Origin of the sequence: Kineothrix sp. MB12-C1 (assembly GCF_030863805.1) — a bacterium.
Taxonomy (GTDB): domain Bacteria; phylum Bacillota; class Clostridia; order Lachnospirales; family Lachnospiraceae; genus Kineothrix.
Window position 1 is genome coordinate 3,731,457 of the sequence record NZ_CP132957.1, and the last position, 15,629, is coordinate 3,747,085.

Here is a 15,629-nt window from a genome sequence, read left to right on the forward strand (position 1 = left end):
TATTTTTCATGAGTTCAAATTCAGTTAAAACAGAACGTAAAAAGCCAAAGACAAAAAAGATACTTATCATTATTGCTATTGTTCTTACTGTGCTTTTTGTGGGGGCACTTATAGCTACTCCTTTTATGGTAATGCCTATGTTCCTTGGTCAGCGGCTTGAACAAGAACAGTACATATCTACAGATTATGGAATTGATTCTGAACGAATAACGCTGAAAACAGACGATTCTTTATCGATTGCTGCATGGCGAACCCGGGCAGATAGTCCCAAAGGTACTGTCATTCTTTTATCGGGAATTGAAAATCCCTCGGTTACAGCTTTTTTTGGATATGCCAAGATGCTAGCTGATAATGGCTGGGATTCCTTGCTGATTGAAATGCGTGCCCGCAGTGAAAGCGAGGGTGATGAAATCGGTTTGGGAATGACCGAATGGCTTGATGTCAAGGCCGGAGTCGATTTTCTTATTGGTGATGATGAAAGCAAGGATTTACCCATTGTGACAATGGGTACCTCAATGGGGGCAGGTACCGTTATTATTGCGGCCGGAGAGATTCCCGAAATTGATGCGGTTATTTCAATTTCCGCGTTTTCTTCATGGTCAGATATGTTCGTGGAGTATATGTCTATGGGGGGCATCCCTAAAGTAATTAGTGTTTTAGACAAACCTTTCGTAAACATGTACTTGGGCTTGCATTTTGGCTTTGATGCTTTAAGATATTCACCATTTAACGGCATCTCAAAATTGGGAGAGCGGCCTATTCTGCTGATGCATTCGACGGAAGATTCCCAAGTTCCCTATTCACAATTTGAAAAACTGCTAGCGGAAGCAAATAAGAATCAAATTGACGTAACGACCTTCATCCGTGAAGGTGATGAACATTTTATATGCTATGAAGAATATTTTTATGTGCCGGCGCAAGACTTGGAATTTAGCAAAACCATTCTCGATTTCCTCAACACCAATTTTCCTTGATGTGTCTTTTTCGAATACAACATATGATAAGAACAGAGCTATAAAAATATAATATTTTAGCAATATTATACTGCGCCGAGCAAAGCGAGTGTGCAAAAAACATACCATGGCCGCTTGCGGACAAGGTGTAAATGACACATTTACCATATCAAAGGAGGTGCGGGAAAGCAGACCATGGAACCCGGCCAAAGCATAAAAGAGAGTGAAGAATCTCTTCCTTTACTTTCACCGGCTCCTCAATATAAAATCTTGGATCTCAAAACCTATTTTGATGGAATCAATGGCGGTGCAGTTTTTTTTCGTCCCACGGGCAATGAGTATTTTCTTTATAATGAGATTTTGTGCGACCAGCCATCTTCCCCGTGTTCTACGTTTAAAATCGTATCTTCACTAATCGGCTTACATGAAGGAGAAATAGTTCCTAGATGTATTGGCACGGATTTTTCAGGATGAGAGCTTTTTCGCGGAGGAACATACGAAAACCGTGAAGGATGTAATGAAGATTGAAACGGATAATACAAACATTGCTTTGTATGGCAAAACGGGAATGGGCAAGAAAGATGGAAAATGTGTAGATGCTTGGTTTGTCGGTTTTTTTGAAAGCGAAGGAGAAACCATTTATTTCGCTGTTCGCCTCGATGATCCGGAAAATACAACAGTCACAAGCACTGCAGCTAAGGAGATTGCTATGGATGTTATATTTAATGAGCAAATAACTCTAAATTTCTGAGTATTTATATCTTGGACAGTTTATTAAAAGGATGACTGAAAATGATCTCTAAGAAAAATATAGAATCTTATCAAGGAATATCTTTAAGCCGTGGAGATGACTTTTTGTATATACCGCCCAATGTTTTATTACAGCCTTATATTTCATGCTATACAATTACATTCCCAACAAATATGCCGGATAAATATACAATATTACCCTCGGCAAGTTCTACAATGGTAATATCTGTAAGCGATCAAACAATTATCAGCACATTACGAGGTGTAAATACAAAGATTTGTAATGTTGGAGAACATGCAAATAAAATGAAGTTCTTATTGCTGATTGAATTTCATTCCGGTTGTTTGTTCCCACTTATACGAGCAGACCAATCTGAATTTGTGGATTTATCATTTGAACTAAGTGCCATCGATAGACCGCTTATGGAGGCAATTGAAAACGAGTTGCTTAAATCTGAAAGCATCGAAGCCTTAGTCGTGTCACTTGATAAAATATTTCTTGACCGTCTGACAGATTGTTGTGAAAGGAAGACAGTCACCGCAATAAAAAAGAAAATATTAACTCATAATGGAAATATAGGCGTTCGAGAACTATCCACGGAGTTCTTTTACAGCGAAAAACATATACGGCGTTTATTTTTGCAGCATATCGGAACAAGTCCTAAAACATTTGCACGTATTGTTCGTGTAAATTACGCCTTGCAATTACTACAAAATACAAATATGCGATTTGCGGAGATAGCGGCACACACAGGTTTTTTTGACCAGTCACATTTTATTCATGATTTCACATTGATATGCGGTTTGACTCCGCAGCAGTACATGCAAGGTATGTCCGTTTTTTACAATGATAATTATAAATTTTAAGGTATAATGGAAGAAATAAAGGTAGAAAGGACTTAAAACATATGATTATGCCCTATTTACGGTTTAACGGCAATTGCGAAGAGGCCTTCAATTTCTATGCGAATGCATTTGGAGGGAGAATCACTGCCTTATCACGCCTGAATGATGACCCCGATAATCCGGTGATGCACGCCATGGTTACACTGACAGAATCAGGTGGTGGTATCAGTGGCGGCGATACGGATGAGGCTGTTCTGATTTCAGGGATGTCCATCCTTGTTCTCTTTCCATCGCGTGAAAAAATTGAAGAAATAATCCCCAAGCTTGCCGAAGGAGGTACGCTAGTTCACGGATTTATGCCTCACCCGCCCCCGGACGATAACGGCGGGGGAGCGGAGGTACTTGACAAGTATGGATATACATGGTTTTTGTGTTCGTAAAGTCATCAATATACTGTTCGGAATTAGTAAAAGATATATCTCTCCATAAGAAAAAAGTGGACTCCCATAAGTTAGATTTTAGGTCTGACTTATGGGAGTCATGTTATTACCGAGAGAAGATGTATCTTTTTTTGTGGAAATAAATATGATATTATGGATATAACAACGCCTGCAGTGTGTGGGAAATTGAACGGAGAGGCACTGATTTATAAGAAAAACTTAAAGTAAAATGGAGGACATATGGCAAAAAACTAATTTTGCATGATCTTTCGCCCAAAATGGCGGAGGAATTATATCCATACGATAAGGATACAACAGTATTTTGTTCACAGCCCGCAGTACGGCACTGTGTGGGCTGCTTCGGATGTTGGATCAAGACGCCCGGGCAATGTGTAATAAATGACCGCGCGAGGGAGTTTTGCCATGCGATTCCGCGGCATGATGAACTTATTATCATCAGTAAGCTGACGTTTGGCGGTTTGTCGGCAGATATAAAAGCGGTTCTGGATCGCAGCATTGGCTATATGCTCCCCTTTTTTCGCATTGTAGAGGGTGAAATGCACCATGTACAGCGATTTCCATCGTCTCCGTCATTTACTTATCATTTCTATCAAGCCGCGGGCAAGACGGAACAGAAGCAAACGGCGCAAAAACTGGCGGCAGCGAATGCATTAAACTTTGGTGCGCCCGAGGTAAGAGTACATTTTCATGACGATAATCTACCCGGCAAAGAGGTATTTATATGAATATAACGCTGATAAATGCAAGTCCCAAACGTGGAGATAGTACGAGCAAGACCGTTTTACAGGCGCTGGAAAAGCGTATGGCTGATGCTACGATTAGATGGCATGATAGTGCATCCGGGGATGCATCCGCATTACTCGATGCTGTGCGAGGGTGTGATGCCCTCATATTTGCCTTTCCCTTGTATGTAGATGGCATTCCGGCAAACCTATTGCGTCAGTTGGAGCAAATTTGTCCATCGATCGTACAGGCAGCCCCTCAGACGAAGGTATATGCGCTTGTGAACAACGGATTTTATGATGGCTGCCAAAACGCCCTGGCTATGGAGATGATGCAGCATTTTACCAAGGAAGCCGGTCTGACTTGGGGACAGGGGATCGGTATTGGCGCGGGAGGTATGATGCACAGTGTGCCAATCGGGACAGGACCGTTGACGCGGCTGGGGGAGACACTGAATGCACTGGCAGATACCATTTTACAAGGGCGCTCAGCGGAGAACATTACCTTTGATCCCAACTTCTCACGCTTCTTATATCTTCTGGCCGCTCATATGGGCTGGCGGGATCAAGCTAAGAAAAACGGGTTAAAGAGAAGAGCGTTGTATAAACGGCATTGACCAAACATCGATTGTAGTAGCAAAATTGTAAAATAATGTGATACGATAGGTGCAATGGCACTTGTGTTTACCGATAAATATTAGTATAGGAGGTATTTATGTTATGAATGATGAACTGAAAATCAAAATGTATTCCTTTACAATGGATTGTAAAGATCCGTATGAATTAGCAAAATTCTACGCTGAGTTGCTCAAATGGGAAATACCATTTCATAATGAGGAATGGGCGTGCGTAGGTGCTCCGGGAAGGAGCCAGGGTGCTTATCCTGGTATATTGTTTCAACAGAATTCAGCGTATGAACCGCCTGTGTGGCCGGAAGTACCTGAGGCGCAACAGCAAATGGCACATATGGACTTTGCAGTTAATGATTTAGAAAAAGCAGTTCAATATGCAATTCGTTGTGGGGCAACAATGGCAGATGAGCAGTTTTCTGATGATTGGAGAGTTATGTTTGACCCCGCCGGACACCCGTTTTGTTTATGTCAAATGGAATCGGTCATAGAGAGTCCTCATTTTGCATTATTATAAGTGAGTAGTATAATACGGTATGAAGCTTATTGCGGTTGTGTGAGAGGTTGGAGTTTAATAAGTGAGTAATAACAGAAACTGGACAGTCTTATTTATTGGTGGACCTTCGGGAACGGGGAAATCAAGTATAGCTTATGAAATTGCTCGATTCTATGGTGTGAATGTCTTGGAAGTAGATGATATACACCTATCCATAGAAACAGTTACAACAAAGGAAAGCTTTCCTGCAATACATTATTGGAATACCGGTGTAGATTGGAAAGATATCGGAGTTGATGGCAATGTAAACTGGTTGATTGATGTAAGCAAAGAAATGATTCCTGTATTGAAAGAGCTTGTAAATAGACATATTGAAGATAAATTACCTATCATTATTGAGGGCGATTTTATTTATCCCGAATTTACAATGTCTTTCGAGAATCCGGAAGTAAAATCAATTTTTGTGAATGAATCGGATATAAATCAAATATTGCAGAATTATTTATCGAGAGAAGGCGGCGATTTACAAAATTACAGGGCCGAAATAAGCGTTGCATACGGGAAGTGGATAGCAGATACTTGTAATCAGAACAGTATTAGATTGATGGAGTCAAGGCCTTGGGATACTGCTTTAACGAGAGCCATAAAAAGTTTGTTGTGATGCAAATTTAAATGAAGGATTATTTATTTTCCCGAACTATAGCCATTGGGTGATATGGAGTATTTTGGTACAGAATAAAAAATAGCTAAAATCTAAGAGGGAGGGATTTATGAAAACAGCAGATCAGATTTTTGATTTTATTGGGAGGCAGAAAGTGGCCTTTATTGCTTCAGTAGATGATGATGGGTTTCCCAATATGAAAGCTATGCTGATGCCGCGTAAGATTGACGGTAATTGCTTCTATTTTTCTACTAATACATCTTCTATGCGCGTAGAGCAGTATAGAAAGAATGAGAAGGCTAGCGTTTATTTCTTTAACAAGGGACGTTTTCGTTACGAAGGTGTCATGCTTATTGGTACAATGGAGGTGTTAGAAGACCCCCAGATAAAAGAGGAAATTTGGCGGACAGGTGACACAATGTTTTATAGAAAAGGAATAAACGATCCTGATTATTGTGTTCTAAAGTTTACGGCCAGTAAAGGAAGGCATTACTGCAATCTGAAAACGGAAAGCTTTGAGTTATAAATATTAAAATTTACATGGAAAAACAGACGGTGGACTAATTTATATTTATTATTGGTCAATGATAGGGGGATTTCTGATGAATATAAGGCAAGCGACTATAGACGATTTCAGTATGGTCAAATGCATTACTTGTGAAACAATAAAAGCAATATATCCCCATTACTATCCTGAAGGAGCAGTAGATTTCTTTCTGGATCATCATAGCGATAAAAATATCTTGGATGATATTGAGTCGAACAGAATTTATATGCTTGAAAAAGGAAATACGATGGTCGGCACGACTACTATAAAAGGTAATGAGATATGCCGCCTATTTGTACTACCGGAATATCAAGGTAAAGGATACGGAAAGGCATTGCTCAACTTTTCAGAGCAAATAATTTTCGGACAAAATGCGACTGTTCGCTTGGATGCTTCCTTGCCTGCAAAAGAAATGTACATGAAATGCGGATACAGGTACCGCTCATCTCATTCGTTGCGCACTGACAGAGATGATTTTTTATGTTATGACGTTTTGGAAAAAACAGGCGGTGCATCTATGGTAAAAATCAACCTCAATGGCAAGCGGTTTGTTCCTAAAGTAAATAGCGCAAATGGTGAGGTTAACGAACAGACAGTTTTCAATTATTTTCAGCAAGAAAATGTGATTTGGGCTGACTATACCGGCGGTGGTATTTTTCGTGGGTACTTAATCGGTACTATGGCAGATAATGGAGAGTTGGATTTTTACTATCAACATATAAACAGCAGTGGCCAACTTAGAATCGGGAAATGCCATAGCATTCCCAACATGTTAGACAATGGTAAATTGGAACTTGAGGAACAATGGCAGTGGCTTGACGGTAATAATTCAACTGGCTCATCAACCATCATTGAGTTGTGAAGACATAATAAACAAAATGGGTAGAACATAAAGTTATAGATATATGGCGGTATTATTTTGTTGTACTGGGGAATGGATTTTGAGAAAATAATAAAATAAATGCAGATAATATCCGGTGAGGTGAAAAATGACTGGGGTTTATTTCGTAAGGCATGCGGAACCAAATTATATGAATCATAACGATGAGCTGCGGGAACTTACAGAGAAAGGCTTGTCAGACAGGAAGCTTGTTACGGATTTTCTGAAAGACAAAAGTATCGATGTAGTTTTATCCAGTCCATATAAACGTTCTATTGATACTGTAAAAGATTTTGCAGACAAATATGGTCATCAAGTAGTAACTGTTTCTGATTTCAGAGAAAGAAAAATTGACAGTGTTTGGATTGATGACTTTACTGCATTCTGCCAACGACAATGGATAGATTTCGATTACAAACTTACCGATGGGGAGACATTGAGAGAGGTACAAGCCAGGAATATCAATGCGCTGAAATGGGTTCTGAAAGAATATAGAAATAAAAATATCGTTGTCGGCAGCCATGGTACTGCGCTGAGTACAATTATTAATTACTATGATGCTTCTTTCGGGTATTCCTCTTTTAATAATATTAAAGGACTTATGCCTTGGATTGTAAAATTTACATTTGAGGAGGATTCCTTGCAAAGCATTGAGATACTTGATGTTTTTGCATAGATAGTCTGTATAATTTTGGGTAAAAATATTCTGCTTGAATGAGCTATAACGATATGTTATTCTGGTGGTGATAAAGTGGACAGTTATTATATATCCAAATCGGGGTATATTAAAGTTAAACTAAAATTAAAGGAGGATTTATCTATGAACAAATACGTTTTTAATGATTATTTTCATGAGCCTCAGGGCAAAATCGCTAAGCGGATGATATTTAAGAGCGATAATGTAATCGCCTTTGTTCTAAACATTGCAAAAGGGGAAATACTGCCGGGACACACGCATTTGGAGTCAACTCTTTTCCTGCAGGTTATGGAGGGTAATGCCAAGGTTGTCACGGATGGCAATGAAACCTTATTGCAGGTAGGCGAGTTAATGCAGGTTGATGGTCAGGAAAGCTTGCAGGTTATAAATATCGGTGAAGATGTCCTGCGCCTTTACGTAACAATTTCACCAATGGGTTCAGAGGCCTTTGCAACGGATGCAAATGTATAATATTGATAAAATATTATAATGAGTTATCTTTATACTTGCCATGTGAAGAACTTTGTTCACCATTTACAGAGAAAAACAGACAGATTTCGATAGTAAATTTGTCTGTTTTCTTTTTCTGTCGTTATTCGTTTTCACGGATTTGAAGGAATAATTTGTCGAAAGGCCGTGGGATATTAGGAATAAGGAGAAACTGATGGAGCAGTTTTGATCCAAGAGTTATTATATAATGGAGGTCCCATTGAAAAAGATTATCGTTACCATAGTAACATCATTTATCCTGTTCATAGGATTCGCAACACCAGTTTATGCGTTATCGGACGCACAATCTGTGGCAATACAAAAGTTGCTGGATGATGCCTGTCGTATATCAGGCGTACCGGGCATGTCAATTTCTATAATTTCTGGAGATAAAACGTTGTACTTTTCCTCTGGCTACGCAGATCGTGAGAAAGGGTTGCCTGCGAATGAAAATACTCTGTATGAACTGGCTTCGGTTAGCAAGGCTTTTACCGGTGCAGGTATTTTACTGTTAGAGGAGCAGGGATTATTGTCCATGAACGACCCTGTTAATAAATATTTACCTTGGCTTACTGTGGAGTATAAGGGGATGCCCGTTAATATGCAGAGCCTTACACTTAATCATTTTTTGCATCATACCAGCGGCTTGACAAATCGAAAGCATATCCAAAGTATCCCGCAGGGCAGTACGCCGGACATGTTGCACAAAACTGTGGAAACATTGGTGGATACGGAACTGGAATTTCTTCCCGGTGAACAATATAAGTATGGAACTATTAACTATGATGTATTAGGGTTGGTTATTGAAGTGGTGTCAGGTCAAAGTTATGAAAGTTTTATGACGGAGCAGGTATTTCGCCCCTTGGGCTTATATCATACTTACGCTTATAAAGAAGAGGCACTGGCAACCGGGCAACTGGCACAAGGCTATCGATCTTCTTTTTTTATAACAAGCCCGTATGATGCTCCGAATTATGCCGGTAACAAACCTGCGGGATATATCATGTCCTGTACAAAGGATATGGCACGTTGGATGAACATACAGATGGGTGTTGTACAGGATATCCCCGAGGTGTTTAAAGCAGTTATCCAAAAATCACATAACGGAAACATATCTGTTCCGGATATTGACGGAATGTATTATGGGGCAGGATGGTCGGTAAATGCTGATAAAACAATTATTGAGCATTCGGGTAATAATCCAAATTTTTCAACCGAAGTGGTGATACTGCCAAGTGAGCATACAGCCCTTTGCTTATTGACCAATGGTGCTAATACTAATATAGCTTTGGTTAAAAGCATTAAAGATATATTGGATGGCAATCTAACGCAGTCATATAAGATAAGCATTATACAGCTTTGGGACATCATTCTTTCGTCCGCGACAATTATTATTAGTTTGCTGGCTATCATATTCTTTCTTTTGGGATTACGCAGAAAGAAGTTAAGTAAGCAGCAGGCAGTTTCTAAAAAGAGAGTATTCAGTACCGTTGTTTGGCTAACAGCTACTGTTGTCATGTGTATTATGTGTTTTGTGCTTCCGATGTTCATCGGATATGATTGGCCAACATTACTTGTTTGGCAAACATACAGTCTTCTTACAGGTATGATAACATTGGCGCTATTAACTGCATCTATTACATACTTTTCTTACTGTCTAAAAAGAAAGTGATGATTATTGCCGGAATGCATGATATTATGAATTCAAAGTTTATTGCATCAATCAGCTAATAATTTGTCGAATGCTCATAATAGGGATATAAGGAGAATAGTTAATACAATGGATTCAATTATCAAATACGGTTGGTACGCCTTGTTGGTTGTTGTCGTCGGAGAAATGCTTGTACCAATTATCCTTGCGCCATTTTATAAAGGATATAGCCATACTACTATGGCAATCAGTACATTGGGGAATCGAAACAGCCCTGTCAGGTTACCGTTCAATTTGTGGATGCTGCTTGCAGGTATATTGTTTTTTGCAGCTATCCCTGCGATATATAACGCTTATTATCAGGTGTCGAAATCTCTAACCTTGGGATCTGTTTTATGTATTGGGATCTTCGCCGTGGGGGCGTGTATATTTACCTGTTTTTTCAGTGTTAACGAAACAAAGGATGTGGTTACTGTCGCCTCAAAGATACATGGTGCCGGCTCGGCCGTTGGCTTTATGTTGTTTTTGTTTGTACCGTTATTTTTGGCTATACTCTCGTTTAAGGCCAATGATAAAGTAGCCGGAATAATAGCTGCTATTTCCTTCGTGCTTGGCCTGTTGTTCTTTGTATTATTTATCATGGCAGATAAACCGGAATTCCAACGGACAATAGTAGCTAAAGAAGGTCTGTGGCAACGAATGAATTTGTTGTTTATGTACCTGCCGCTGGGATATATTGCGGTAAGAAATATTTTTGGGAGGTAAGATATGAGGTGAAAAAGGTGAAAACTCTAAGGTGTAATTATGAAATGTTGAATCCCACTATTGTTTCCGGTGACAATTGTTATGTAATTGATGAGAAAGGCAGAAAATATCTGGATTTCGAATCCGGGGTCTGGTGTACCGCATTAGGCCATAATAATGCACAGGTAAATGAAGCCATAATAAATCAGTTGAAGGATATTAGCCATACTGGTTATAGATATACAACAAAAGTTGTTGATGAGGCAGCGGAAAAAGTTCTTGAATTGCTTCATTTTAATGAAGGAAAATGTGTTTTTCTCAGTTCAGGCAGCGAAGCTGTGGAGTTTGGGGTTCAATTAGCTAAAAGAATTATGGGAAAGCCCTGTTTTCTTTGCCTGAATAATTATTTTTTATCCTCCTATGGTATTTCTGCAATGCGAAGCGGGGAAGAATGGATTTCTCTTGATTTATCAGAATATAATGGCAATATAGATGATTTGTTAAAAGATATCCCCTTTGACAGAATAGGGGCATTTGTCTTTGAACCGGGTAATGCTTCGGGTACGGTTAAACTGCCTCCAAAAGAAGTGGTTAAGAAGATTGCGGATAAAGTACAATCAAATGGAGGAATTATTGTTGTTGACGAGGTAACTACGGGAACCGGAAGAACGGGGAAATGGTTTGGATTTGAACATTATGATATCTGTCCTGATATTATTTCAATGGGAAAAGGCATTGGGAATGGGTATCCTGTCAGTGTTATTGCGTTATCAAAGCAGGTAGCGGATGCCGCTGAAAAATCTGGCTTTAAGTATGCCCAATCACACCAAAACGATCCTTTGGGCTGTGCTGTCGTCAAAGCAGTTGTTTCCATTATCCAGAATAACAATCTTATACAAAGAGCTTCGGAAATGGGGGCTGTTCTTAGCTCTGAACTTAGATCTTTGTCAAAAAGGCATGAATGCATTCAGGAAGTTCGTGGAATTGGACTGATGATGGCAATTGAGTTTAATAAGGATAATAATTTCCCGTTGGAAAAAATACATAGAGATTTATTTGACGCAGGTTATATTACAGGTTTCCATGCTGTTGCCAATTTATTAAGATTTTATCCGCCGCTTACCATTGAAGAAGTACAAATTAAAAGTATGGTAAGTGCTCTTGATGAAATATTGCTTAGATATGAAAAATGGGGATAAATGAATAGAGAAATCTAGCATTATGAATTTAGCGCTTACTATATCAAACAGACAAATAGGAATCATGGAGGTGCGAAAATGGAATGTAGTACCCGTTCTTGGAAAGTAGAAGATGCCGGCGATCTTGCGGTAGCTTTAAATAACAAAAAAATACTGGATAACTTAAGAGATGGTTTGCCATATCCATACACTGTAGAGGATGGAAGAGCCTTTATTGAAGCGATGCTCGGCGACGACGAAAATAAGACATACCCTTTTGCGATAACGGTTAATGATAAGGCGGTAGGGAGTATTGGAGTATTTCGTAAAGACAATATTCACTGCAAAACGGCCGAAATGGGTTATTATATTGCAGAACCATATTGGGGACAAGGAATCGGGACGAGTGCCGTTAAACAAGTCTGTAATTATATTTTTGAAAAGACCGATATTATAAGGATTTTTGCGGAGCCTTTTGCCCATAACGTTGCATCTTGCCGTGTCCTGGAAAAAGCAGGATTTGCTTATGAAGGGACTTTAAGGAAAAACGCGGTGAAAAACGGGAACGTTCTCGATATGAAGATATATTCAATAATCAAAGTATAATATTTTAGCAATATTATACTGCGCCGAGCAGAGCGAGTGTGCAAAAAACATACTTTGGCCGCTTGCGGACAAGGTATCCTTTGGCGGATTATCTTTGCAACAAGAGTTTGATTGGTTGTTAAATATTCCGAAAGAAAGGGTATTGAAAGAACCGCATAATATGGAACTGTATTTCGAAGAAGATGAATTTGACGACTTTACTGTGAGATTGGAGCAGCGCAACGACATTAGATATGTGGGAGATGGAGTTACGGAAGCGAGTTGGGGGCAACGTTCCGTGCGTTTCTACGATTTGGACAATTAATCCAAATACAGATAGCGAAGAGGATGTATATATGAAAATCGTCATGATACATGGACAAAACCATAAAGGCAGTACTTTCCATATCGGAAGATTGCTTGCGAAAAAATTGAACATGGAAAGTACAGAGTTTTTCTTGCCGCGTGATATGAATCACTTCTGCATCGGTTGTTATTCTTGTATCGAGGATGAAACAAAATGTCCTTTCTGGAGTGAAAAGAAGATTATTTTGGACGCGATGGAGCAGGCAGATATATTTATCTTTACCTCGCCCAATTACTGTCTGGCCCCGTCAGGCGCTATGAAATCATTTCTTGACTTGATGTTTGACTACTGGATGGTACATCGGCCAAAGGAGTGGATGTTCTCAAAGCGCGCGGTAGTTATATCCACTTCGGCAGGAGCATCAAATAACAGTGCTATCAAAGTCGTCAAGAATTCCCTGTTTGGTTGGGGTGTTCCGTTCGTAAAGTCCTATGGCATAGCGGTGCAGGCGATGAACTGGGGGATGGTGAAAGATGAGAAGAAGATCAAAATTGAAAAAGATATGACTAAGCTGGCGAAAAAGCTGAGCTGTGATAAAAAGCCGCGTGTCGGAATCAAAACTAGGTTCATGTTCCGCATGATGGGTATGATGCACTCTGCCGGATGGGATTCCTCACCGGTGGAAAAGCAATATTGGGAAGAAAAAGGCTGGATATCTGGCAAGCGTCCGTGGTAGGTTGGAATATAGCATTTCAATGTCAAATGTAATGGATAATTATGGGGTGTCATCGGTTAAATATCTTAGCCGGCGGACAGCCCCTTTTATGAAAGGTCATGTATAATGGAACAAAATTTATTTGTCAGCATCATAGCTGATCAAACACAAAGGGTATTATGGGAAATGCAAAATGTGATCGATTGCGTGCCCGATACATGTTGGAACAAGGAATACTGTGATATGCCGGTGTGGAAGCATATATATCATGCACTTCATTCATTAGATTTGTGGTTTATTAATCCCGGGGACAGCAACTTTACTGAACCGCTCATACATGAGAAGGATTTGAACAATCTCGATATCGTTACGCAAAAGCAGCTTTCGCGCGATGAGATAAACACTTATTTTAATCAGGTACGCAAGAAAATAGTCCATTATATAAGTGTTGAACTCGATGATAACGATTTGCTGCTAAAGCCGGAGAATTGTCAATATACCCGGTTTACACTGATACTGGCACAGCACAGACATCTACATACACATATGGGTATGATCATGGGATTTATTATCAATGATACAGGTATCTGGCCGCATATTATCGGTCTGGAAGGAGAAATCCCCGGCGCAGCGGAGATACTAAAAGAACATTAGTTTCTGCCAAGGGAATGCTATATCTTTCTTTATGGAATAAGATATGTTACAGTTGAGACAAGCATATTATGCGGAAAAACAGGAGTTTGAAGGAACGAAATTATGAATAATCCTTGGAATAATATAAAACTAGATGATTATGAAAACCATATGAAATTAGATTCGGTACAGCAGTTACAGACGCTGCATGATATCATGTACCGACAGTTTTACTGCTATCCGGCTTCAACAATTATGATTCTAGGTATTGCAGGCGGTAATGGTTTAGATCATATAGACCGGGATAAAATTCAAACCGTATACGGCATCGATATTAACCGTGGTTATTTAGAAGAATGTATCAAAAGATATCCTGCATTAAGCCGGACATTTGTTCCGATACATGCAGATCTGCGGGCTGAAGATATAACTCTTCCCGAGGCAGATATTGTCGTTGCAAATTTGTTGGTTGAATATATCGGTTATGATCATTTTCAACGTGTCATTCAGAAGGTAAATCCTCTTTATGTGACTTGTGTTATTCAAATGAATATCGACAGCAGTTTTGTTTCTTATTCTCCATACCTGCATCTGCTTAAGGGTTTGGAAAAAGATCATCATCAGGTATGCGAACATGAGCTGTTCCAAGTTATGAGTGAAATTGGTTATAAATTTATTTATGGCGATGAATATACCTTACCGAATGGGAAAAAGTTAAAGCGTTTGGACTATCAGCGTTAGAGGAAATTCAATTTTGTGGGAGCTCAGTCCATATTAGTCAAGGGAAAAGAAAGGTAGGAGGAATCATAGGATGAAGATAGGATTTATCGGAGTAGGTATTATGGGAAAATCCATGGTAAGAAATTTAATGAAATCTGGATTTGATGTTTCTGTTTATACAAGAACCAAGTCTAAGGTTTTAGATGTTTTAGAAGAGGGAGCTGTTTGGACGGATTCCATCAAAGAATGCGTTGCTAATAAAGATGTGGTCATAACTATGATCGGATATCCGAAGGATGTAGAAGAGGTATACTTTGGAGAAGATGGAATTATGGAGTGTGCAAAACAGGGAGCATACCTAATCGATATGACGACAAACAGCCCGGAATTAGCTATTCAAATATATGATAGAGCGAAGGAGAAAGGCTTCTTTGCCCTTGATGCACCGGTTACCGGAGGTGATGTTGGAGCGAAAGAAGGCACTCTGACTATAATGGTTGGCGGAGATGAAGAGACATATCATACATGTAAAAGCGTATTTGAGGCAATGGGTAATCATATTGTCTATGAAGGGAAGGCAGGTAACGGACAGCACACTAAGATGGCGAATCAAATTGCAATTGCGGGTACTATTTCCGCTGTATGTGAAGCGATGACTTATGGGAAAGCAGTTGGTTTAGATGCTGAGACGATGATAAATAGCATACAAAAAGGTGCTGCATCAAGCACTCAGCTTAGCAGTGCTGCACCTAAGATATTAAAAGAGGATTATGCCCCCGGATTTTTTATTAAACATTTTATAAAGGATATGAGAATTGCAGTTTCCGAGGCAAAGGTGAGAGGTGTGGAGCTTTCTGTTTTGGATGAGGTGCTCAAGATGTATGAAAGCTTGGAAGAAAAAGGTGCAGGGGACTTGGGTACGCAGGCTTTAATCAAATATTACGAATAAATAAGGTCTGCTTACT

The 15,629-nt window shown here is 39.5% G+C and carries 20 protein-coding genes and 1 pseudogene; all 21 read left to right on the forward strand.

Annotated elements, in window-relative coordinates:
• Window positions 1-8: 8 nt before the first annotated feature.
• Entirely contained in the window at window positions 9-974 is a 966-nt protein-coding gene (locus RBB56_RS17110) for an alpha/beta hydrolase (RefSeq protein WP_306720164.1), read from the forward strand.
• A gap of 496 nt (window positions 975-1,470) precedes the next feature.
• Window positions 1,471-1,704: a penicillin-binding transpeptidase domain-containing protein gene (locus tag RBB56_RS17115; protein WP_306720165.1), complete on the forward strand. Its 234-nt coding sequence runs from the start codon at window positions 1,471-1,473 to the stop codon at window positions 1,702-1,704.
• Between the two features lie 41 nt (window positions 1,705-1,745).
• Entirely contained in the window at window positions 1,746-2,570 is an 825-nt protein-coding gene (locus RBB56_RS17120; RefSeq protein WP_306720166.1) for a helix-turn-helix transcriptional regulator, read from the forward strand.
• Between the two features lie 47 nt (window positions 2,571-2,617).
• Complete coding sequence (locus tag RBB56_RS17125) at window positions 2,618-2,989, forward strand: VOC family protein (protein WP_306720167.1); 372 nt, start codon at window positions 2,618-2,620, stop codon at window positions 2,987-2,989.
• Window positions 2,990-3,267: 278 nt separating this feature from the next.
• Entirely contained in the window at window positions 3,268-3,735 is a 468-nt protein-coding gene (locus RBB56_RS17130) for a flavodoxin family protein (RefSeq protein WP_306720168.1), read from the forward strand.
• Complete coding sequence (locus RBB56_RS17135) at window positions 3,732-4,349, forward strand: hypothetical protein (protein WP_306720169.1); 618 nt, start codon at window positions 3,732-3,734, stop codon at window positions 4,347-4,349. The genes RBB56_RS17130 and RBB56_RS17135 overlap by 4 nt, the downstream gene beginning before the upstream one ends.
• Window positions 4,350-4,452: 103 nt before the next feature.
• Entirely contained in the window at window positions 4,453-4,878 is a 426-nt protein-coding gene (locus RBB56_RS17140; protein ID WP_306720170.1) for a VOC family protein, read from the forward strand.
• Between the two features lie 61 nt (window positions 4,879-4,939).
• The gene (locus tag RBB56_RS17145; protein WP_306720171.1) at window positions 4,940-5,518 is read left to right on the forward strand and encodes a hypothetical protein; all 579 of its coding nucleotides are present in this window, start codon (window positions 4,940-4,942) and stop codon (window positions 5,516-5,518) included.
• A gap of 109 nt (window positions 5,519-5,627) precedes the next feature.
• Window positions 5,628-6,044 carry a pyridoxamine 5'-phosphate oxidase family protein gene (locus tag RBB56_RS17150; protein ID WP_306720172.1) on the forward strand — a complete coding sequence of 139 codons (417 nt, stop codon included), beginning with the start codon at window positions 5,628-5,630 and terminating at the stop codon, window positions 6,042-6,044.
• Window positions 6,045-6,120: 76 nt separating this feature from the next.
• Window positions 6,121-6,927 (forward strand): GNAT family N-acetyltransferase, encoded by an 807-nt coding sequence (locus RBB56_RS17155; protein ID WP_306720173.1) that lies wholly within the window; start codon window positions 6,121-6,123, stop codon window positions 6,925-6,927.
• A gap of 127 nt (window positions 6,928-7,054) precedes the next feature.
• Window positions 7,055-7,621 carry a histidine phosphatase family protein gene (locus tag RBB56_RS17160; RefSeq protein WP_306720174.1) on the forward strand — a complete coding sequence of 189 codons (567 nt, stop codon included), beginning with the start codon at window positions 7,055-7,057 and terminating at the stop codon, window positions 7,619-7,621.
• Between the two features lie 144 nt (window positions 7,622-7,765).
• Window positions 7,766-8,113, forward strand: coding sequence for a cupin domain-containing protein (locus RBB56_RS17165; RefSeq protein WP_306720175.1), 348 nt, complete (start codon window positions 7,766-7,768; stop codon window positions 8,111-8,113).
• A 238-nt stretch (window positions 8,114-8,351) separates the two neighbouring features.
• Entirely contained in the window at window positions 8,352-9,803 is a 1,452-nt protein-coding gene (locus tag RBB56_RS17170) for a serine hydrolase domain-containing protein (RefSeq protein ID WP_306720176.1), read from the forward strand.
• Window positions 9,804-9,911: 108 nt separating this feature from the next.
• On the forward strand, window positions 9,912-10,547 hold the full coding sequence (locus RBB56_RS17175; RefSeq protein WP_306720177.1) for a DUF998 domain-containing protein: 636 nt from the start codon (window positions 9,912-9,914) through the stop codon (window positions 10,545-10,547).
• Between the two features lie 8 nt (window positions 10,548-10,555).
• Window positions 10,556-11,725: a class-III pyridoxal-phosphate-dependent aminotransferase gene (locus RBB56_RS17180; protein ID WP_306720178.1), complete on the forward strand. Its 1,170-nt coding sequence runs from the start codon at window positions 10,556-10,558 to the stop codon at window positions 11,723-11,725.
• 78 nt (window positions 11,726-11,803) lie between these two features.
• Window positions 11,804-12,310 (forward strand): GNAT family N-acetyltransferase, encoded by a 507-nt coding sequence (locus RBB56_RS17185; protein WP_306720179.1) that lies wholly within the window; start codon window positions 11,804-11,806, stop codon window positions 12,308-12,310.
• Window positions 12,311-12,404: 94 nt separating this feature from the next.
• Window positions 12,405-12,614, forward strand: a complete 210-nt coding sequence (locus RBB56_RS17190; RefSeq protein WP_306720180.1) for a hypothetical protein — start codon at window positions 12,405-12,407, stop codon at window positions 12,612-12,614.
• Window positions 12,615-12,645: 31 nt separating this feature from the next.
• The gene (locus RBB56_RS17195) at window positions 12,646-13,332 is read left to right on the forward strand and encodes a flavodoxin family protein (RefSeq protein ID WP_306720181.1); all 687 of its coding nucleotides are present in this window, start codon (window positions 12,646-12,648) and stop codon (window positions 13,330-13,332) included.
• Window positions 13,333-13,437: 105 nt separating this feature from the next.
• Window positions 13,438-13,965: a hypothetical protein gene (locus tag RBB56_RS17200; RefSeq protein ID WP_306720182.1), complete on the forward strand. Its 528-nt coding sequence runs from the start codon at window positions 13,438-13,440 to the stop codon at window positions 13,963-13,965.
• A 102-nt stretch (window positions 13,966-14,067) separates the two neighbouring features.
• Entirely contained in the window at window positions 14,068-14,685 is a 618-nt protein-coding gene (locus tag RBB56_RS17205; protein WP_306720183.1) for a class I SAM-dependent methyltransferase, read from the forward strand.
• A gap of 46 nt (window positions 14,686-14,731) precedes the next feature.
• A pseudogene (locus tag RBB56_RS18545) lies at window positions 14,732-15,613 on the forward strand (NAD(P)-dependent oxidoreductase); the annotation flags it as partial.
• Between the last annotated feature and the right edge of the window lie 16 nt (window positions 15,614-15,629).